A 20890-nucleotide genomic window follows, 5' to 3' on the forward strand; every position below is an offset into this window, starting at 1 on the left:
ATACTATTTTTAAAGTTTATTTAAAATAAAATTCTATATATAGAATAAAAAAATGGTATTCTTTCAAACTTAAAAACTATGTTACATGTAAAGGAATTAGATGATCAGTTCACTAAGAGGGATGAATGATATTTTAAGTGAGGATTATGAGAGATTTACTCATTTCATAACTGTCGCTACAAAGATTGCTCAGAGATATGGGTTTCATTTTATTGAGACTCCTCTTTTGGAAGAGACTGCTCTTTTTAAACGCTCTGTTGGCGAATCTAGCGATATTGTTGGCAAAGAGATGTATCAGTTTGTAGATAAAGGTGAGAATGATGTCTGCCTTCGTCCAGAGGGAACAGCTGGAGTTGTGCGTGCTTTTGTACAAAAAAAGCTTGACCGTGCTGGCGGAATTCACCGCTTTTTTTATCATGGAGCTATGTTTAGATACGAGAGACCTCAAAAGGGACGCTTAAGACAGTTTCATCAGTTTGGCGTTGAGAGTTTTGGTGAATCAAGTGTTTATGAAGATGCCTCTATGATTATGATGGCGAGTGATATTTTAAAAGAGCTTGGCATTGGTTACAGACTTCAGTTAAACTCTCTTGGATGCAATGAGTGTATGCCACCATATAGAGAGAAGTTGATTAACTTTGTTACAAAACACAAAGATGAGATTTGTGAAGATTGCACTAGAAGAGTAGAAACAAACCCTATTAGAGTGCTTGATTGTAAAAATGAGAAGTGTCAAAGCATTTACACAGAAGCACCAAAACTCTTGAACTGTTTATGTTCTACATGTGAGAGTGATTTTACTACACTTAAGATGATTCTTAAACAAAACGAAATCGATTTTGAAATAGATACAAATCTAGTTCGTGGACTTGACTACTACTCCAAAACAGCTTTTGAGTTTGTAAGTGACAACATAGGAAGCCAAAGTGCGATAGCTGGTGGCGGAAGATATGACAGACTTGTAGAATTTTTAGATGGTCGCCCTACCCCAGCTGTTGGTTTTGCTATGGGAATTGAGAGATTGATGGAACTAATAATAATGCCTGAAGCGAAAAAAGATGGCTATTATTTAGGCGCAATGGACGATGAAGCTCTTGATATGATTGTAAAAATCGCACAAAAAAAGAGAAAAAGTGATATTGTCATACTTGAGTACAAAACAAAAAACCTTAAAAATCATCTAAAGGCTGCTGATAAATCAAATGCGAAATATTGCGCAGTTATAGGCTCAAATGAGATTAAAGATGGAACTATCTGGGTAAAGAATTTAGAAGACAAAACAGAAAAAACCATCTTAAGCGAGCTATTTTAAATATGGATACATTACATTTTATTTGGAGTATTTTCATAGATTTTATTGAGTTTTTTATTATACTCATAGTCTCTGGTATTATATTTTTATACATATATGACAAATATATTCAACGCAAACATGCCCTTCTTATAAACTACCCAGTAATAGGAAGATTTAGATACTTTTTTGAGGCTCTAAGAGAACCTCTTCGTCAATACTTTGCGGATGAGACTTTTTATGAATCAAAAGATAAAGTTGATTGGGTTTATAAAGCGGCAAAAGATGTGCCAAACTATAAATCATTTTCTGTTTCACAACCATTTTCAGGCTCAAGATTTATCATAAAGCACTCATCAAGCGTACTAAATGACAACGAGGTAAGTCAAGATACTTCAGTTGTATTTGGAAAAGACAGAGAGTTTCCTTTTATTTCTCATACGCCTATTATTCGCTCTGCTATGAGTGATGGAGCACTTAGTCCTGAAGCAATTCGTGCTTTTTCAATTGCAGGTGCTACTACAAACTTAACCATAAATACAGGAGAAGGCTCACTTACATCAAACCATCTCTTTACACATAGTCCTAATTTAAAAGATTGTGGTTATTTAGAGATAGTTAAAAGCTCTTTTTTTGCAGAAGTTGTATTTAAAATTGTAAAAAAAGTATTTAATGGCTCTTTAGCTACAAAATTATACAGAACCATACTTCTAAATAAAAAGACACAAAATACATATATTTATGACAAAACATCACATGTTCTCTTTCGTGTAAATTGGAGTGCACCCTTAGAGAGTTTTCCAAAAAAACCTCCAGAAGATATACCAAATATGATATTTCAGATGAGTTCAGGTCTTTATGGCGTTAGAGACGAATTTGGAGCATTTGATGCCCAAAAGTATAAAAAAGTGATGACTTTTTGTCGTATGACTGAGATAAAAATCGCTCAAGGTGCAAAACAGACAGGTGGAAAACTAGCAGGTGCTAAAGTTACTGCAGATATCGCATATTATAGAGGTGTTCCTGAGGGCAAAGATGTTTTTTCGCCAAATAGATTTCCTTATGCAGACACTACGTCTCATCTGCTTGACTTTGTTGAAACACTCCAAAAACTATCCCTAAAACCAGTTGGCTTTAAAATAGTAATATCTGATTTAAATAGCGTTGAAGATCTAGTAAGAGAGATAGTTCAGAAAAAATCAAGGGGTGAGAACATTCCAGATTTTATATCAATAGATAGCGGTGAAGGCGGAAGCGCTACTGCACCATTAGAGCTAATGGAATCAGTTGGATTAACTACAAATAACGCCCTTTATATCTTAGATACAATGCTTAGAAAATATAATCTAAGAGATGAGATAAAAATAGTTGCAAGTGGAAAAATATTAACGCCTGATGATATTATTATCACTATGTGCATGGGCGCTGATGCAGTTGGAATTGCAAGAGGTTTTATGATGAGTGGAGGATGCATACGAGCTAGAATGTGTTCTGGTTTTGGCTCACATGTATGTCCTGTTGGAATGGCAACTCAAGATGAGAAGAAAAGAGCATCTTACCTCGTTATAAAAGAGGGAAAAGAGATAGGAAACTATCATGTCAATTTAATAAAAGGGATGAAAGTTGTTCTTGCAGTTATGGGAATTAACCATATTAGCAAATTAAGTAAAGCGCATCTTACTTTTAAAAATAGAAGTGGTGAGATATATTTTGATATAGATAAATATTTTCATAAAAAATTAAATATATAGGATGGATAAATGAATAACTTTGGTCTTGCTATCTGGTCAAATAATAACTTTATAATAGAAGATGGACAAATCAGATTAAACTACAAATGTATGCCTTCACTTCTTCAGATTGTTGAGGAGATTCGTTCAGACGATGTTAGAGGACCAATACTTCTTAGGTTTCCACATCTAATCAAGAGTCAAATAAGAACGCTCTATAACTATTTTGACAAAGCTATACAACAAAATAATTATCAAGGCTCTTTTAATGCTGTATTTCCACTAAAGGTAAATCAGTTTCCACATGCAATTGCAGCTATAACATCTCAAGGAGCTCAATTTAACTATGGACTTGAAGCAGGAAGTAAAGCTGAGTTGATTCTTGCTATGAGTAAGACTCCAAGCGGCGCAAATATTACCGTTAATGGTTTTAAAGACAAAGAGATGATAACTCTTGGTTTTATAGCAGCTCAAAGCGGACATAATATTACTATCACTATTGAAGGTTTAGGTGAGCTTGAGACAATCATAGAAGTAGCAAAGGAGTGTAAATTAAAAGTCCCAAATATTGGTATAAGAGTAAGGCTTCACAGCGCAGGAAGCGGCATCTGGGCTAAAAGCGGTGGAATGGATGCAAAATTTGGACTAACTTCCACAGAAATTATTGAAGCAATTACGCTACTTAGAGAAGCAGATCTCTTAGACTATTTGAGCATGATTCACTTTCATATAGGCTCTCAAATGTCTGATATTGCTCCGCTTAAAAAAGCTCTTCGTGAAGCTGGAAACATCTATGCTGAGCTGAAAAAAATGGGTGCAACAAAACTAAACAGCATAAATATCGGTGGAGGGCTTGCAGTTGAGTACGACCAACACACACACTCAAACTCTCGCAACTACTCAATAGACGAGTTCTCAAGCAGTGTTGTCTTCTTGCTTGGAGAAATTATGAATGCAAAAAATGTTTCTCATCCAGATATTTTTACAGAATCGGGCAGATTTATTGTCGCTTCTCATGCAGTTTTAATTACACCTGTTTTAGAACTTTTTACACAAGATTTTCAAGAAAAACTCCTCAATTTTAAAGCTGTAAATCCACCTCTAATAGAGGAGTTAATAGAGCTAAACAAACTCTTAAACAACACAAACTGTATAGAGTACCTTCACGATGCTCTAGACCATTTAGAGTCTATTCTTACACTTTTTGATTTAGGTTACATTGATCTTCAAGACCGCTCAAATGCAGAAATTTTAGTTCACAATATTATCAAAAGAGCACTCTATTTAAAATCATCTAATCCAACAGATGAGTTAGCGCAACTTCAAGTAAAGCTTCAAGAGCGCTACCTTATAAATGCTTCAATATTTCAAAGTTTGCCAGATTACTGGGGTTTAAATCAGCACTTTCCAGTTATGCCACTGCATCATCTAAATACAACACCTCTTAGAGCAGCATCACTTTGGGATATTACATGTGATAGTGATGGTGAAATTGGTTTTAATCCAGATAAACCTCTATATCTTCATGATGTAAATCTTGATGAAGAGGATTATTTCTTAGGCTTTTTTAATGTTGGTGCATATCAAGAGACATTGGGGATGAATCACAACCTCTTTACCCATCCAAGTGAATATACAATTATCATAGGTGAAAATGATTATGAGATTAAAAATGCTGTTGAATCAAAGAGTATTTTAGATATTTTAGACTCTCTTGGCTACGATGCAGTAGAGTTATCAAAAAAGCTTAAAAATGATTTATCAAACTCTAGCTTTATTACAGAGAAAGAAAAAAGTGATACACTTGCAAAATTAGAACTATTTTTACAACAAAACGGTTATTTAAGAACCACGAACTAGGAGTTACCTTTGGGACTTTTTGCTGAAATAAAAGAGGACTTTTCAAACGCATACAAAAATGATCCTGCTTTAAATTCTAAATTGGATTTTTTGTTTAACTACCCAGGAGTCTGGGCTGTTGCATGGTATAGAGTAGCACACAAACTCTACATGTCTAATTTTAAAAGCTTAGCTAGAATCATAATGGGTTTAACTCAAATTTTAACAAATATAGATATTCACCCTGGCGCTGTTATTGGAAAGAGAGTTTTTATAGATCATGGAACTGGTGTTGTGATTGGTCAAACTGCAGTAATAGAAGATGATGTACTTATCTATCAAGGTGTAACTCTTGGCGGAGTCTCACTTACTCAAGGGAAGAGACATCCAACAGTAAAAAAAGGTGCAGTTTTAGGCGCAGGATCAAAAATACTTGGAAATATAGTAATCGGAGAGTATGCAAAAATAGGTGCCAACTCTGTTGTAGTAAAAGCTGTTCCAGACAACGCTACTGCAATTGGAATCCCAGCACATGTAATAGAAAAAGGGCGATGCAAAGACCCTCTTATGCACAACCTTCTTCCAGATATAAACAAAGAGATGTTTGAGTATCTACTAAAACGTGTTGCAGTTTTGGAGCATATTTTAGTTGAAGACAACAAAGAACTTCTAGAGCAAGATTTACACTTAGAAAATATTTATGAATCATTCATCAGAGCAATGAAAAATTAAATATATTTCAGTATAATTCGCCCAATATTTTCAATAAAGGGTTCTTCATGCTTAGTGATCGCGTAAATACACTATCTGAATCAATTACAATTGCAATTTCAACACTCGCAGGAGAATTAAAAGCTTCTGGTAAAGACATTCTTAGCTTCTCAGCTGGCGAGCCTGATTTTGACACTCCTCAAGTTATTAAAGATGCTGCAATAGCTGCGATTAATGAAGGTTTCACAAAATACACAGCTGTTGAGGGGATTCCTACACTTAAAGCTGCAATCGCAAATAAACTAAAAAGAGATAATGGTTTAACTTATGCGCCAAACCAAATCATTACAAATAACGGTGCAAAGCACTCTCTTTTTAATCTTTTTGCAGCAGTTATTCAAAAAGGTGACGAGGTAATTATCCCAGCTCCATATTGGGTTACATACCCTGAGCTTGTTCTCTATCATGGCGGAACGGTTGTCGAGATTGAAACAAATGATGAAAGTTCATTTAAAATTACACCACAGCAGTTAAAAAATGCTCTTACTCCAAAGACTAAGATGATAGTTTTAACTTCCCCATCAAACCCAACTGGTTCAGTTTACTCAAAAGATGAATTAACTGCACTTGGTAAAGTTTTAGAAGGAACTGATGTTTTAGTTGCAAGTGATGAGATGTATGAAAAGCTAATTTATGATGGGGAGTTCACGTCTGCTGCAGCAGTTAGTGATGACATGTATAAAAGAACCATAACTATCAATGGTCTTAGCAAATCAGTGGCAATGACAGGTTGGAGATTTGGTTATATGGCTGCGCACCAAACAGAGATTATCCAAGCAACTAAAAAACTTCAGAGCCAAAGTACTTCAAACATTAACTCTATTACTCAAAAAGCAGCGATTGTTGGCTTAAATGGTGAAGCTGATGCTGATATCGAGAAGATGAGAATAGCTTTTAAAGAGCGCAGAGATGAGGCTGTAAAGCTTATAAATGCGATTGATGGACTTAGTGTTTATAAGCCTGATGGTGCATTTTATCTCTTTATAAACATCAAAAAAGTATCTAAGGACTCCATGAAATTTTGTAAAGAGCTATTAGAAGAAAAGGGTGTAGCTTTAGTTCCAGGCGTTGGCTTTGGAAGCGAAGGTTATGCAAGATTTAGTTTTGCAACTGATATAGAGAGTATCCGCAAAGGCATCAAAAGAATCGAAGAGTTTGTATCTGCACGCTAAGGTGTGTGGATATCAAAATCTTTTATATAGATAATACTAACCCCCTGCCCCGTCTCTTTTACGTCAACATCAACTCTTAGTGATTTACTCAAAGAGTACTGTAGTATCAAACTTGAAATCTCATCATTTTTATAGACTATACGAATATTTTTGTTAAATCTGGCTCCAACTTCATAACCAAGCGTTCCCTCCTTATTTGTCAAAATATTGAGGGTATCAACCCTTAGAACTCCTGAACTATTTACTATTTTTTTAATTCCACTCCCCAGAAGAAGCGTGTTTAGAGATGTTTTTGACTCTGAGGTTGTATCAAAGAGAGAAGATGCGCTTGAATCAAAGAGTATGTAAGAGAGTATGTCGTTTTGGCTCATAGCTGGTTTTGAGGAGAAAAGCACAACTGGAGAGCTAACTCTGTTTGTAACATATATCTCTATATCTATATAATCAGTCGTATAGTAGTGCAGGTTTAGATTAAGGTATGGATCTATCTCATCACCTCCATAAAAATATATCTCACTCTCATCAAACTCAAATACTCTATCTTCAAGATTTACCACTCCACTCTTAATACTTAAAGCACCAAAAATTTCTAAGTTGGAATCCATATCTTTATATAGAATCAAAGATGGCTCAATTAGCAAAGAGATATCTTCTACCTCATATTTTATAGGTTTTGATGATGTTATTGCTATGTTTATAGCTCTTGCATCCTCATTTTTTGACTCTTTCATATCTTGAATGATTATGATGTCTTTATCGCTGATGGCATAATCTTTTTTAAGTTTGTACATAATAGAACCACTCTTTATCTCAATATCTCCACTAATATTTTCTCTTCCTTGTGCATCAATTATTGCATGTAAATCAAGTTTTAACATGACATCAGCCTCTTTTGATTTGTAATGGTAACTCTCACTAAAGAGAGAAAAATCTCCACTCATATCACTACTTTTTAAAACTCCCCTAAGAAGAATATTCTCATATATCCAAAACTCTTTAAACTCAATATCAAAATCATCATTGAAGCTAATTTTAGATGGTTTGCTTGATGTTACTCTTTGATTTTCTACACTTACGTCATATCTATTTAAAATCAGCTCTTTATCTTTATATACAAAATTAAAACTATTATCTTTGCCAGAGTAGTCTCTTTTTGAATCAAGTATTAAAGTATAAAATGGAATTTTTACACTAGAAGTTACTTCTAGGGAGTCTTTAAAATTTATAATAGACTTTGCTTCTACTTTAGCATCAAAAAAAGCTTTGAATGGAGGAATTTGGAGCTCTTTTAGAAATTTATCTATGGAGTTAATTTTACTCTCTACTACAGCTATCTTGTTTTTCAAATCAACTCTATAATCAAAAATAGCTGAACCAATATATACATAACCATCTGCCCCCTCTTCATTTGCCAACATCGAAATAGAAGCAATATCTGATTTTACAAACATAGAGATGTTAGAATTTTTTTCACGTGCCATAAGAGTTACTTTTGAGAATCTCTTTAAATCGTACTCTTTGTAATGTAAAAACTCTTTTTTTGGATATATGTTTGATTCTAGCAAAGTCTCATTGTTTTCAAGTGAGAGATTCGCATCAAATTTAGCATAGGCTGTATCTGCGTTAATTGTATATTTTATAAAATCAAGCGTTTTAAAGTCAGCTTCAATATCTTTTGCACTAAACTTTGCATAGCTCTCATCTGGATTGTGCTCTAAATCTATCACAAATCTATCAAATGCAATATCAATATCTTTGGTAATTATCTCTGCTGCTATTTGAGAGCTTACATGTAGGTTTTTATCCATCTTAGCATCTTGTATAATTGCCACTTCAAACTCTTTATATGTGGCGCTATAGTCTGCTTTGAGCGTCAAATCTTTACTCTCAAAGAGGTATCTGAGCTTAAGTTTTATATCTTTTATCAAAAAATCTGGGAGATATTTTGGAGTTGCTTCTTTTAGAGTAGTTACGAGATTTATCTCTTGAGAGTTTATCCAAATGTCAGCTTCTATTTTTTTTGGCTTATAAGCTAAAGTAGAAATATATTTTTTTTCTATAAAATCCACTAGAGTAAAAGAGAGAGCTCCTCTTAGAGTTTCATCTTTAAAATAACCCAAAAATTCTGCGTCTGCATATTTTGTCTTTACATGTAAGGATATTTTTTCTATATCAAGTGCATCTCTAAAGCTAAGTTCATCTGCACTTAAATCAAATAGAACCTTCTCTTTTTGATAATTTAAAACTCCATTATTAACTTCTATTTTTGAGATATTAAATGCTATATGTGATGATTCATCGCTATTTTTCAGTGATAAAAGTAGCTTATCTAAATCTATTTTAACTCCAGATGCAGCTATATAATCAACTCTTGGTGTTGGGTTTAAAAGAGATAAAAAATTGTATTTTATACTCAATTTATCTACATGTAAACTGTCTTCATAAATAAACCCGTAAATTTCAACCCCGCTAAATAGAGTTCCTCTTAGCTCTTTATACTCGATGTTAAACTCTTTTAAATATTTTTCAGCCAACGCAGGAGCTATATCTTTTTGAAAAAAAACAAACAGAGCCAATAATAGAGTCACTATTAAAATTAGAACTGTTATTTGCACAAATGAGAGAAGTTTCTTTATCAAAATAGCTCTCCTATGTGAAAATGTATAGCATAGTGCTCTTTTGGATTTTTTGTATCAAAACCAATATCAATAGCAATAGGTCCAATTGGAGTTAGATAACGAAAACCAAAACCGACACTGTAATAACCACTACTAAAATTCGGAGTGCTATCTTGTGAGAGAAAACTATTATCACTAAAAATCACTCCTTTAAAATCACCATAAATCTTAAAACGAAGTTCAGCAGTTGTTTCAAAAATAGAGTTAAAACCGATTGGATCACCCATGCTATTTTGTGGACCTAGTTTTCTATAGCTATATCCACGGTTGCTATACATTCCTCCAGAGAAAAATCCATAAGAAGTTGGGAGCTCTCCATCAAGAAGCTTTAAGAATCCATAATCAGCCTTTAAGCCAAGAGTAACTTTTTCTACACTCTTAATACTCCCTATAGTTGTCTTAAACTTATAGTAGGTTGCATCAGAGACGCTTGATTTTATTGAGCCCATAAGCTCACTTTTAACAAAATAACCACTACTTGGGTCTAATATTTTATCTCTTGTATCATAGCTATATTCTAGTTTTGAAGATAAAACAAATAGTTGATTTATGGGAAAAAGCTCTCTGTCATTGCTTCTGTATGTATTTACTTTATCAAAAATAAGACTCTCTTTAAAAGTATGTTTATCTCGTCTTTGCTTTAAATATCCATCTAGATAAAATTTAGACTCACTAAATCCTAAAAATTCTTCATTTTCAAAACCGATTTCAAAACCTGTAAAGTTTCTATTTAAGAGTGGCATATCAAAATTTAGCTTTACGTTTTGTTTGATTTGAGCGACTCTACTCTTTAGGCTAAGTGTCTTTAGATTTCCTAAAAAGTTTCTATTCAAGAGTCCAACTGAAGCCATAACACCCTCATCACTGCTTATCCCAATACCAGATTCAAAGCGCAGCGGTTTCTCATTTTGAACTACACTAACGCTTACATCTACAAACTCATCTTGATATATCTCTGTATCTATTATTGCTTTTGAAATGCCCTCATATGCGTATAGCTCCTCATAACTCTTAGTAATTGCACCTAAAGAGAACTCCATGCCATCTTGGAGATATAAGACAGAGCGCACTGTTTTTTCATCTATATTTTTTGAGGTTTTTATCTCTATATTTCTAAAATAACACTTTTTATTTTTGCTCGATTCATAAGTTAGATATGCTGCATTACTATCTGTATCTATCCACGCTTTTGCATCAACTATAGGATTACAAAAATGGTTGTTTGCATAAAAGAGTTTTATATCTTTTTTGCTTTGCGTAAATCTTTGCGAATCAAAAATATCACCAATTTTAAAAAAAACAGCCTCATCAATTTTAAAATCTGAGATATTTGATATATCTTTTATAATAATTGGATTATTTTCTTGTATGTTTAAAAATAGGCTCTCTTTATCTATTTTTGATTCAATTACAGCATTAAAAAAACCTCTAGTTTTATAATAGTCTTTGAGCGTTTGTATGCTTAAATCAACAATTTTTGAATCAATGGAAGAAGGTAGTTTGTAAAATTCATAAAAATGCGGTTCTTGCAAATCTAGCGAAGAGTAAAGTTCACTAGATGTTATATGTTTGTTTCCATCAAAATGGAGCTCTAGCTTTTGCCCAAAAAGGAGAGTTGAGACTAAAAGAGATAAAAAAAACTTTCCTCTCAAACTTACTCCAATCTAAGAACTTACTATTTTAAACTCTTTAATGCCTCAATAACTTCATCTAAATTCTCTAATGGAATATGAACTTTCCACTCAGGTTCATTTGCATTTCCAGCAAGTGAAATACCTATGCTAGCAACGCTATGACTGCCAGCTCCATAAGGCTCATCTATCTTAGTTACTGAAATAACACCTTTTTTTGTTCCATTTAATGCGATTGTTTTTGACATATTTTTCCTTTTAGTTTTGTTTTATTAGTCTAGCTATTTTAGCCTGAAGTTTCAGCCATAATCTGTGTTCAAGCAGTGGAAAACCAGCGAATGTTAAGCCGCTCTTATCAATACTCTTTGTAACTCCGCTTCTAGCAGCCATTGTAGTAAATGGAGCGATGCTGAGATGTCCAGCCGTTGCACTCTGTCCGCCCATAACAACATTTCTACCCATTGTAGTAGAGCCTGAGATTCCAGCTTGAGCAACTAAAACAGAGTGTTCTCCTATAACACAGTTATGTCCAACTTGAACAAGATTATCAATTCTTACACCATATTTTATGAGTGTTGTACCAAATACCGCTCTATCTATTGTAGTTGAGCTGCCAATTTCTACATTATCCTCTATCTCAACATTACCATTTTGATAAATTTTTCTATGTTCGCCCTGTTTGTTTGTAGCAAAACCAAAGCCATCACTTCCAATTGTCGTGTTTGCATGTATTATACACTCACTTCCAACTCTGCAATCTCTATAGACTGTTACACTTGGATATATTATGGTATTATCTCCGATTACAGCGTTTGTTCCAATATATACATGTGCCATGATTGTACAACCTTTACCAATTATTGCACCACGAGCTATCTCTGCTCTTGGCGAGATAGTTGTACCTTCGCCTATTTTTGGCTCTGGCAAAGTTTCATCTTCAATGCTTGGTGCAAAATATTTCGATAGTGTGGCCATTTCCCAGTATGGATTCTCAACTACTAATGCCACACATCCAGAAGGAACGAACTCTTTAGTATCTTTGCTTACTATTATTGCACCTGCATTTGAGTTTTGTATCTCTTTGATATATTTTGCATTTGCTACAAAAGATATTTCACTCTTTGTTGCATCACGGAGCGTATTCATCTTTGTTATCTCAAAATATTCACCACTAAAATCACTATTTATTATTTTTGCAATATCTTTTAAATTCATATTCACTCCTAATCGTTTAGCCTTGCTATCTTTACTTGAAGCCTTTTCCACTCTTTATGATTCATTAGTGGAAAGCCACTATAAACTCCACCACTTTTTTCTATGCTTTTTGTAACACCACTTCTTGCGCTAAAGGTCGAAAATGGTGCAATGTTTAGATGGTCGCTAAAAGCACTCTGCCCACTGACAACACAATTTCGCCCTAATTTTGTTGAACCACCTACTCCAGTTTGAGCCACAAAGATAGAGTGCTCGCCAATATCACAATTATGTGCAATATGTATAAAGTTATCAAGTTTTGTACCACGTCTAATTATAGTAGAGTTAAAAACTGCTCTATCAATAGCACAATTGGCACCAATTTCTACACAATCTTCTATGATAACATTTCCATTTTGATATATTTTAATATGCTCACCCTCTTTTGTATGAGAAAAACCAAAACCATCCGCTCCTATTACAACTCCTGCATGTATAATGCACTCTTTTCCTATTATAGTATCTCTGTAAATAGTTACATTTGGATATATGGTAGTATCATCTCCAATAACACAATTAGCACCGATATAAGCACCAGCCATAACTATAACGTTTGAGCCAATACATGTACCATTTTCTACTCTTACCATGGAATCAATCATAGAGCCCTCTCCAATAGTAGCAGATGGTAGTTGTGGCTCTATTGGTCTTTTATTAAAGAGTTTTGTCGCTTGTGCCATTGATATAGAGACATCTGGACAGATTATGTACGAAGACTCTTTTGGAAGGTTCTCTACTAATGTATCTATTATTAAAAAAGCTTTTGATTTTGAAGATTCTAGCTCTTGGGAGTATTTTTTATTTATCGCAAAAGTAAGTTGTGAAGGCAAAGATAGGGCTAATTCGTTCATAGAATCAAGCTCTAAATCTTCGCCAAAAAATGGAAGTTTTAAGTGTTGTGCAATACTGCTAAGGAGCATCGCCTTATCTCTCTAGTGCTACAGCACCGCTTCTTACAATCTCTTTTGGATTATATCTGCTTATGATTTTTAAAAGATTATCAACTCTCTTTGGCTCATCCGCAACCATGGCAATAATAACGTTATCGCCGACATTAACTATTTTGCCATTGTATGCAGCACAAAGAGTTGCTATCTCCGTAATATTCTCAGAGACTGGAAACTTCATCAAAGCCATCTCTTTTTCTACCAAATCCGCATGTTCATAAACTCTTAAAACTGGTATGAGTTTGTGGAGCTGTTTTGTTATCTGCTCTATCACTCTAATTGATCCAGACGTTACAATTGTAAGTCTTGAGTATTTGCTCTCAGGTATAGGAGCAACTGTTAGAGACGTAATATTGTATCCACGTCCAGAGAAGAGATCTGTTATGCGAGATAGCACACTAGCTTCATTTACCACGATAACAGAGATAACTCTTCTTGCGTTTTCATCTTGCATTATTTTTTCTCCTTTTTCTCTAATAGCATCATGTTAAATAAACTTCCACCAGCTGGAACCATTGGCATAACGTTTTCTAGTCTCTCAACAACAACATCAATAAAAGTAACAATATTTTTCTCAACTGCCTCTTTTAATGCCGCATCAAACTCCTCTTTTGTTGTTACTCTAAAACCTATTCCGCCAAAAGCTTCTGCTAGTTTTACAAAATCTGGTTGAACACTTAAATCAGTTTCGCTATGGCGCTTGTCATAAAAAAGTGTCTGCCACTGTCTAACCATTCCAAGATAGTTGTTATTTAAAATAATATTTATAACTGGCAACTTCTTCTCAACCGCTGTCATAAGCTCTTGACAATTCATTAAAATTGAACCATCTCCCGTAAAATTTATGCTGATTTTATCTGGTGAAGCAACTTTTACACCCATAGCAGCTGGAAAACCAAAGCCCATAGTTCCAAGACCGCCTGAACTAATAAACTGGCGAGGACGAGTAAATGGATAAAACTGTGCGCTCCACATCTGATGTTGCCCTACGTCTGTTGAGATATTTGCACTATCCCCAAGAAGTTCTCCAACTCTTTGTATAACCCACTGGGGTTTCAATCTATCAGTATCTTCATGATACGTGAGAGGATGAAGCTCATCAAAATTTCTAATAGTCTCTCTCCATGAAGCATATTTTGCTGGATTTATAGAAGATGAGAGTTCAATCATCTCATTTACAACATTTTTTACATCACCAACTATTGGATAATCTGCAATAACAAGCTTTGAGATACTTGCTGGGTCAATATCTACATGTATAACTCCAGCATTTTTTGCAAATTCTGATAGCTTTCCAGTCACCCTGTCATCAAATCTAGCACCAAGCCCGATTACTAAATCAGTTTCACTCATAGCCATATTCGCTGCGTAACTCCCGTGCATTCCAAGCATGGAGATAAGCAGCTCATCATCGTGGCTTAAAGTACCTCTTGCCATAAATGTCTCAACCGCTGGAATACCTGTTTTTTTTACAAGTTCTCTCACTTCATAAGCTGCATTTGAGTTTATAATTCCTCCACCTAGATAAAAGATAGGTCTTCTTGCCTTAGAGATTGCTTCCATTGCTTTTTTAATCTGACGTGGATTTCCCTTTGTATGAGGTTTATAAGTCTCTAAATCAAGCTCTATTGAGTAGTCAAACTCAGCTAGTTGAGCAGTCACATCTTTTGGAATATCAACATGAACTGGACCGGGACGACCGCTTGAAGCTATGTAAAACGCCTCTTTTAAGACACGTGCCAAATCTTTAGCGTCAGTAACTAAATAGTTATGTTTTGTACATGAACGACTTATTCCAACCGCATCTATCTCTTGAAATGCATCCGTTCCGATTAAACTCATAGGAACTTGACCACTGATTACAACTAATGGAATTGAGTCCATATAAGCGTCTGCAAGTCCAGTTACAGCATTTGTAAAACCTGGACCACTCGTTATCATAGCAACACCAACTTTTCCACTCGCTTTTGAGTAGCCCTCCGCAGCATGAACAGCCGCTTGCTCATGTCTAGTCAATATATGTTTAAAGTTATTTTGTTTATAAATCTCGTCGTAGACATTCATAATTGCTCCGCCAGGGTAGCCAAAAACTGTATCTACACCCTCTGCAATTAAAGCTTCAATGACTATCTGTGCGCCACTTATCTGCATGAAAAGTCTCCTATATTAAAAAATTCGCCAATTATATAAAAAATGAACTATATCGGAGTTTAAAAATGGTATATAAAAGATTTTACCAAGTGTTCATTTAATCACAAAATCGCATCAACAGCCATAGATGGTCTCCATCTACTCATAACGCCATACACTTGCGAATCTATGTTTAGTTTTGACTCTGGATACTCTGCTTGAAATAGTATAAAAAGCTCTTTTATCGGCTCTGTTATTCCGTAATATAATAGATAATTTTTTAATCCATTTTCTAGTATTTTTTGATCTATTTTTTCATTTATTGCATTTTTAATTTGTGTCAAATGCAAAGTAGAGAAAATCTCTGCTATATAACCATTTTTACTTCTTGTTTTCATATATAGAGCCAAAATTTTTCTAATATTTTCTACATTACCCTCTTTTGCATATATTTCTGCCTGAGCAAAGTCATTATCCCACTGTTGTTGGAGTTTTACTCCATCTTCTGTATCTTTAAGTGAGGGAGATATATCTAAAATATTATAAGCTAAGGGTAAATTTTCTGCCTCAATGGCATTAAAAAACCTATGTCTGCTCTCTAAATCAAGTATGATATCTTTTACCTCATTTTTAAAATCATCAAAATCTAGTAAAATACGAAATATTTTTATAGCTCCATGCGTATCACCGCTATTGAGAAGCATTTGTGCTCTGATATATAGCGAATCAGAGTATTGAATCAATGCGTTATACTCCGAATAATTTTTTAAAAACGGGTTTTGTTTTATAAGTTCAAAAGATACTTTAAACTCTTTTTGAATAATTGAAGCTTTAAATCTTGTATAGACTCTCATATTTAAAACTAACTCTTGAATAGGCGCTGTTTTTTCACTTATTCCTCTATATGGCATTAATATCTCTTGCGCTTTGTAACTTAATTTTGAATCAAGTAGATATTTTTTTGCTAGTGCCAATGTTTTCTCCCACTCCATCTCCATGTTTTTATAGGCTTTTGACTCTTTGTAGATAGGATGTGCATTTGCCAAACTATATGCAAGGGCGAGTTTATTATGCTTTATAAGCATTAAAAATTTATCATACTCTGAGTACTCTTGAATAAATTTTTGAGCAAATGCTCGCTTTGAAGGTATTGTATTAAATAGTTCAAATAACTTTGCTGCACCTACTTTGTCATTTCTCTCAAGAAATTCTTTGGCACCCTTTAGTGTTTTTTTCCATAAAGCTTCAAAGGCGATGTAAGCTTTTGTATATTTTAATATAGGATTTTTATCTACATGTAAGAGCATAAGGTCATATTTTTTATCTCTGATAATTTTACTAAAACTCTCTTCATCATCAAAGATATTGTAAAAAAGAAGCTCTCCATTTTCTGCCGCTATGATTAACTCATTTGTCTCCTCATTAAAACAGAGTGCTGTTATAGAGTGTTCTAGCTTTATGTATCTTCTTGAGATAAGCCCATACGTATTCAAATCATATACTAAAATATAACCAAGCTTTGTACCAAAAAAGATGAAATTATTTTTATAGCCAATTACGATTTGAGTAATATCATCATGTACTTCTGAGAATTTAGTGATAACTCTTAGCGTGTTTATATCAGATATATAAGCATTATTATTTTTATCAAAGCTAAAGAGTCTGTTATTATCTATAAACTCTACTTTAAGAACAGGAGCTGGATGAACTTTTAACTTCGCCTTTGGTGACTTCATAACTAAATTAAAGATAGATATATTTCTATCATAACTAGCAGTTGCTACTAAATTGCCATCGCTACTAAATGCTATATCATTGACTATGTCTAAGTGCCTTGGAAGGGTAAGCGATAACTCTGCGGTTTTAATATCTACTCCAAATATGCCCCCATCATCACCACAAGAGAACATGTATCTATCTTTGGGATCAATACTAACACATGAGACATTACCTTGATGTCTATCTATAGATGCTAGAGTTTTTTTATTTTTTAAATCATAAAGTTTTGACTCTTTTGCATCTTGGGTAATATAAGCTAAATAGAAGCCATCTGAGCTTAATGAGAGAATTTTTGTGGAGTATCTTTGATGTAAGATAGACATTCTATGCTCATCTTCAACACCTAGAGTTGTTATATTCAAGCCTCTTATTGTAGTAAAAGCATCTACACTAAGAAGAGTTTTTGAATCTAGCATTTGTAAATATATTATTGCTTCTTCAAAACTGCTTTTTTTAGTAGGTACCATTTTTAATCTCTTATGTAGTTTTCTTCTCTTAGCACTCTATATATCTGTTGCTGATGCTCTTCACCTTTTGTCTCTACATGTACCATAACATTTGCATCACCATAATCTAAAGAGATAGAAGTCCTGTCATAAGCGATATGAACTATGTTTGCATTTAGCTCTTGGAGTATCTGAGTAAAGCGCATAAGTGAGCCTGGTTTATCTACAAGTGTAACGGTTAGCTTCATCTTTCTGCCAGACTTTAGAAGTCCTTTTTCTATAATTACAGAGAGAAGCGTTACGTCCATATTTCCGCCACTTAAAACAATGGCTACTTTTTTACCCTTTAAGTGAGAGAGCCTATCATGTAAAAGTGCAGCGACTCCAACAGCTCCAGCACCCTCAACTACAAGTTTTTGTTTCTCAAGTAAAAATAAAATAGCACTTGCAATCTCTTCATCATCAACGCTGATATATCTATCAACACTCTCTAGCATGTAGGCTAAAGTGATAGCGGAAGTATCACGAACAGCTATACCATCGGCGATAGTTCTTACACTAAGGCTATCTATTGGTGATTTTAAATCATAAGAGTTCTTAAGAGCAGGTGCGCCCTTCGCACTTACTGCAATTACCTCGATATTAGGGTTTACACTCTTAATCGCACATGCCATTCCAGAGATAAGTCCGCCTCCACCCGCTGGTATTACAACAGCGTCAAGGTCTTGGCACTTATCTAAAATATCAAGCGCTACCGTACCTTGTCCTGCAATTACCTCTTCATCTTCAAATGGATGAACAAAAGTAAGTGAGTTTTTCTTTGCATATTCTAGTGCGTGAGCATACGCTTCATCATAATTTGCACCATGTAAAATAACTTCTGCTCCATAATTTCTAACACCATTTACCTTTGTAAGCGGTGTCGCTTCTGGCATAACTATAACCGCTTTTATCTCAAAGATTGAAGCCGATAATGCAACTCCTTGAGCATGATTTCCTGCACTTGCAGCAATTACTCCACACTCTCTTTGAGCGTCACTTAGAGTTGCTATCTTGTTGTATGCACCTCTAATTTTAAAGGCACCAGTGACTTGAAGATTCTCTTTTTTGAGATAGACTTCACATCCGCTCTCTTTACTAAGATGCGGTGCATAAGAGAGCGGAGTATCAACAACAACGCCTTTAATACGCTCTCTTGCTTCATAGATTTTTTTTACATCAAACAAAAAGAACTCCTAACTAAGAGCGCGATGTTCTACCATCGTACACATATTTTGTACAACTCTCATTCCATGCTCTTTTGCTTTTGCAGCAGCTTCATTATTTACTATCTCTTTTTGCGCCCAAAATATTTTTACATCACCGCGAGTTATGCAGTCATTTGCAACATTTTCAAGCTCTTTTGGCTTTCTAAAAATATCCACCATATCAACTTCAAAAGGAATCTCAAGAAGTGAGCGATAAACTTTCTCGCCCAAAATAGTCTCCTCTTTTGGATAGATAGGAACTATCTTAAAACCCTGCTCTTGAAGATACTTTGCAACTCTATGACTTGCCTTAGTCTCATCAGGAGAGAGTCCAATAACTGCTATAGTTTTAGCCATCTTAAATATCTCTTGTATCTCGTTCTTATTTGAATTGATTGTTGGAAATTCGCACTCCATGCAAGACCTTTTTACTTTTTGATAGCGATTATAGCAAAAAAGAGCTTATCGGATATAAATGATTTGCTACCCAAAATAGATACTAAGCCATCCAAGCACAAAAATAGGTCCAATGAGCGCAGTTACTACTCCAATAAAAAGAAAATCTTTTGATTTTACTATACCACTTGCGTAAATAATGGCATTTGGTGGAGTCGAAACAGGAAGGCTCATTGCAAAAGAGGCGCTAAGTGCAACTGCTATAGCTGCAATTTGAGAACTATCACTTGAGAGTGTTGTGACTATAGCTATAACAATAGGGAGCATAATATTTGTTGCTGCTGTATTGCTCATAAAGTTTGAAATAACTACAACTATATAACTAAAAACTCCTAAAACCATTAACACAGAGAGTCCATCACTGCTTATCAAAGAAGCAAACCAAACATCAAGACCATATTTTGATACTCCCAAACCAAGGCTCAAACCTCCAATTATGAGAATGATTACATCCCATCTAATTGAGCGAATATCATCAGCGTCGATAATTCCAAAAAGAGTAAATGCCACAATAGGCAAAAGCGATACTACAGTTGTTGGAATATGATGAAGAGCAGATGTAAGCCAAAGAGAAATTGTGATAAAAAATATCAAGATTACAATCTGTTTTTTCCAGCTTGGTAGTAAATCTTTAGCGCTCTCTTTTGCAGTGCCATCATCATCTTCGATACCATCGAGTGCATCAAGATTTATATATGTCTGATTTGATGGGTAAAATTTTATTATCAACAGGCGCATCAAAAAAACCATCATCACCGCTGGTGGCATCGCTATTATTATCCATTCCATAAAAGATGGAGCGTTATCTTTTAACATACCAACTGCTATGGCATTTGGAGGAGTCCCAATAATTGTCGCCATTCCACCTATATTTGCACCAATAACAACACTTAGCAAAAGAGCTTTTCTCAAAGGATTGTTACTTTTTATACTTAGAAGAAGTGGCGAGAGGACGCTCATCATCATAGCTGCTGTAGCTGTATTTGAGACAAACATGGAGAGAATAAATGTTATCGACATAATTGCTGTTATAATATTTTTGGGCTCCTCTCCTGCGAAAAAAAGCACTCTCTTTGCAAACCAAAGATCAAGTTTAGTTTTTGAAGCAGCCTCTGCCATAATAAATCCAGCTAAAAAAAGAAATATCAACGGAGATGACCAAGGCTCTAAGTAGTACTGCCACTCTTTTGAGTTTGAGGAGAAGTTAAAATCATCAAAGCCAAGCAGAATAATCTCTAGTGCAATGACAAGTAGCGAAACAGCAAATGCGGGAATCGCTTCGCTAGCCCATAATGCTGCTGCAAATAAAAGTATAAATAGAGTAAAAACACCCTTTTGTGATAGCTGATATGTTGGCAAAAAAGCCACGAAGTAAGCAAATAAAAACGATAACAAAAATGCTATAAAAACATAAGGAAGCGCTATTTTATATTCACCATTTATAAATCTTTCAAGATGTCTTCTTGTATCTAACATGTATTCTCTCTATTTTAAACAAAAAATGGCTCTCAAGAGCCTT

At 34.5% G+C, this 20890-nt stretch carries 16 protein-coding genes; 5 read left to right on the forward strand and 11 right to left on the reverse strand.

The genetic code is table 11. The annotated features are described in order from the left end of the window. The first annotated feature begins 100 nt into the window (after nucleotides 1-100). The 5 genes from hisS to SUDEN_RS05945 are packed head-to-tail and all read left to right on the forward strand — an operon-like array spanning nucleotide 101 to nucleotide 6803. Complete coding sequence (gene hisS / locus SUDEN_RS05925; protein WP_011372760.1) at nucleotides 101-1312, forward strand: histidine--tRNA ligase; 1212 nt, start codon at nucleotides 101-103, stop codon at nucleotides 1310-1312. Nucleotides 1313-1314: 2 nt separating this feature from the next. Further along, nucleotides 1315-3042 (forward strand): FMN-binding glutamate synthase family protein, encoded by a 1728-nt coding sequence (locus tag SUDEN_RS05930; protein ID WP_011372761.1) that lies wholly within the window; start codon nucleotides 1315-1317, stop codon nucleotides 3040-3042. Nucleotides 3043-3051: 9 nt separating this feature from the next. Beyond that, the gene (speA, locus tag SUDEN_RS05935; RefSeq protein ID WP_011372762.1) at nucleotides 3052-4881 is read left to right on the forward strand and encodes a biosynthetic arginine decarboxylase; all 1830 of its coding nucleotides are present in this window, start codon (nucleotides 3052-3054) and stop codon (nucleotides 4879-4881) included. Between the two features lie 9 nt (nucleotides 4882-4890). Further along, complete coding sequence (gene cysE, locus SUDEN_RS05940; RefSeq protein WP_011372763.1) at nucleotides 4891-5592, forward strand: serine O-acetyltransferase; 702 nt, start codon at nucleotides 4891-4893, stop codon at nucleotides 5590-5592. Between the two features lie 47 nt (nucleotides 5593-5639). Then, entirely contained in the window at nucleotides 5640-6803 is a 1164-nt protein-coding gene (locus SUDEN_RS05945) for a pyridoxal phosphate-dependent aminotransferase (protein WP_011372764.1), read from the forward strand. Here the strand turns inward: SUDEN_RS05945 and SUDEN_RS05950 are convergent. From SUDEN_RS05950 to SUDEN_RS06000, 11 genes are all read right to left on the reverse strand, one after another. After that, nucleotides 6800-9442 (reverse strand): translocation/assembly module TamB domain-containing protein, encoded by a 2643-nt coding sequence (locus SUDEN_RS05950; protein ID WP_041672258.1) that lies wholly within the window; start codon nucleotides 9440-9442, stop codon nucleotides 6800-6802. The genes SUDEN_RS05945 and SUDEN_RS05950 overlap by 4 nt on opposite strands. Then, complete coding sequence (locus tag SUDEN_RS05955) at nucleotides 9439-11133, reverse strand: autotransporter assembly complex protein TamA (RefSeq protein ID WP_011372766.1); 1695 nt, start codon at nucleotides 11131-11133, stop codon at nucleotides 9439-9441. The genes SUDEN_RS05950 and SUDEN_RS05955 overlap by 4 nt, the downstream gene beginning before the upstream one ends. A 23-nt stretch (nucleotides 11134-11156) precedes the next feature. Next, nucleotides 11157-11360: a hypothetical protein gene (locus SUDEN_RS05960; protein ID WP_011372767.1), complete on the reverse strand. Its 204-nt coding sequence runs from the start codon at nucleotides 11358-11360 to the stop codon at nucleotides 11157-11159. A gap of 10 nt (nucleotides 11361-11370) precedes the next feature. Further along, the gene (gene lpxD, locus SUDEN_RS05965) at nucleotides 11371-12327 is read right to left on the reverse strand and encodes a UDP-3-O-(3-hydroxymyristoyl)glucosamine N-acyltransferase (RefSeq protein WP_011372768.1); all 957 of its coding nucleotides are present in this window, start codon (nucleotides 12325-12327) and stop codon (nucleotides 11371-11373) included. An 8-nt stretch (nucleotides 12328-12335) separates the two neighbouring features. Beyond that, the gene (gene lpxD / locus SUDEN_RS05970; RefSeq protein ID WP_011372769.1) at nucleotides 12336-13286 is read right to left on the reverse strand and encodes a UDP-3-O-(3-hydroxymyristoyl)glucosamine N-acyltransferase; all 951 of its coding nucleotides are present in this window, start codon (nucleotides 13284-13286) and stop codon (nucleotides 12336-12338) included. A 4-nt stretch (nucleotides 13287-13290) separates the two neighbouring features. Then, nucleotides 13291-13767 (reverse strand): acetolactate synthase small subunit, encoded by a 477-nt coding sequence (gene ilvN / locus SUDEN_RS05975; protein WP_011372770.1) that lies wholly within the window; start codon nucleotides 13765-13767, stop codon nucleotides 13291-13293. Further along, nucleotides 13767-15464 carry an acetolactate synthase large subunit gene (locus tag SUDEN_RS05980; protein WP_011372771.1) on the reverse strand — a complete coding sequence of 566 codons (1698 nt, stop codon included), beginning with the start codon at nucleotides 15462-15464 and terminating at the stop codon, nucleotides 13767-13769. The genes ilvN and SUDEN_RS05980 overlap by 1 nt, the downstream gene beginning before the upstream one ends. Nucleotides 15465-15565: 101 nt before the next feature. Then, entirely contained in the window at nucleotides 15566-17689 is a 2124-nt protein-coding gene (locus SUDEN_RS05985; RefSeq protein ID WP_011372772.1) for a WD40 repeat domain-containing protein, read from the reverse strand. 2 nt (nucleotides 17690-17691) lie between these two features. Continuing rightward, entirely contained in the window at nucleotides 17692-18894 is a 1203-nt protein-coding gene (ilvA, locus tag SUDEN_RS05990; RefSeq protein WP_011372773.1) for a threonine ammonia-lyase, read from the reverse strand. Nucleotides 18895-18903: 9 nt separating this feature from the next. After that, on the reverse strand, nucleotides 18904-19332 hold the full coding sequence (locus SUDEN_RS05995; protein WP_011372774.1) for a CoA-binding protein: 429 nt from the start codon (nucleotides 19330-19332) through the stop codon (nucleotides 18904-18906). Between the two features lie 66 nt (nucleotides 19333-19398). Further along, nucleotides 19399-20847: an SLC13 family permease gene (locus SUDEN_RS06000; protein WP_011372775.1), complete on the reverse strand. Its 1449-nt coding sequence runs from the start codon at nucleotides 20845-20847 to the stop codon at nucleotides 19399-19401. Between the last annotated feature and the right edge of the window lie 43 nt (nucleotides 20848-20890).

The sequence above is a fragment of the Sulfurimonas denitrificans DSM 1251 genome, assembly GCF_000012965.1.
Classification (GTDB): Bacteria; Campylobacterota; Campylobacteria; order Campylobacterales; family Sulfurimonadaceae; genus Sulfurimonas; species Sulfurimonas denitrificans.

Excerpts from the sequence above, each read along its gene's own strand:
- SUDEN_RS05995 (WP_011372774.1), bottom strand. The coding sequence starts at position 19,332 with ATGGAGTGCGAATTTCCAACAATCAATTCAAATAAGAACGAGATACAA.
- lpxD (WP_011372769.1), bottom strand. The coding sequence starts at position 13,286 with ATGCTCCTTAGCAGTATTGCACAACACTTAAAACTTCCATTTTTTGGC.
- SUDEN_RS05960 (WP_011372767.1), bottom strand. The coding sequence starts at position 11,360 with ATGTCAAAAACAATCGCATTAAATGGAACAAAAAAAGGTGTTATTTCA.
- lpxD (WP_011372768.1), bottom strand. The coding sequence starts at position 12,327 with ATGAATTTAAAAGATATTGCAAAAATAATAAATAGTGATTTTAGTGGT.
- SUDEN_RS06000 (WP_011372775.1), bottom strand. The coding sequence starts at position 20,847 with ATGTTAGATACAAGAAGACATCTTGAAAGATTTATAAATGGTGAATAT.
- SUDEN_RS05945 (WP_011372764.1), top strand. The coding sequence starts at position 5,640 with ATGCTTAGTGATCGCGTAAATACACTATCTGAATCAATTACAATTGCA.
- ilvN (WP_011372770.1), bottom strand. The coding sequence starts at position 13,767 with ATGCAAGATGAAAACGCAAGAAGAGTTATCTCTGTTATCGTGGTAAAT.
- speA (WP_011372762.1), top strand. The coding sequence starts at position 3,052 with ATGAATAACTTTGGTCTTGCTATCTGGTCAAATAATAACTTTATAATA.
- SUDEN_RS05930 (WP_011372761.1), top strand. The coding sequence starts at position 1,315 with ATGGATACATTACATTTTATTTGGAGTATTTTCATAGATTTTATTGAG.
- SUDEN_RS05985 (WP_011372772.1), bottom strand. The coding sequence starts at position 17,689 with ATGGTACCTACTAAAAAAAGCAGTTTTGAAGAAGCAATAATATATTTA.
- SUDEN_RS05980 (WP_011372771.1), bottom strand. The coding sequence starts at position 15,464 with ATGCAGATAAGTGGCGCACAGATAGTCATTGAAGCTTTAATTGCAGAG.
- hisS (WP_011372760.1), top strand. The coding sequence starts at position 101 with ATGATCAGTTCACTAAGAGGGATGAATGATATTTTAAGTGAGGATTAT.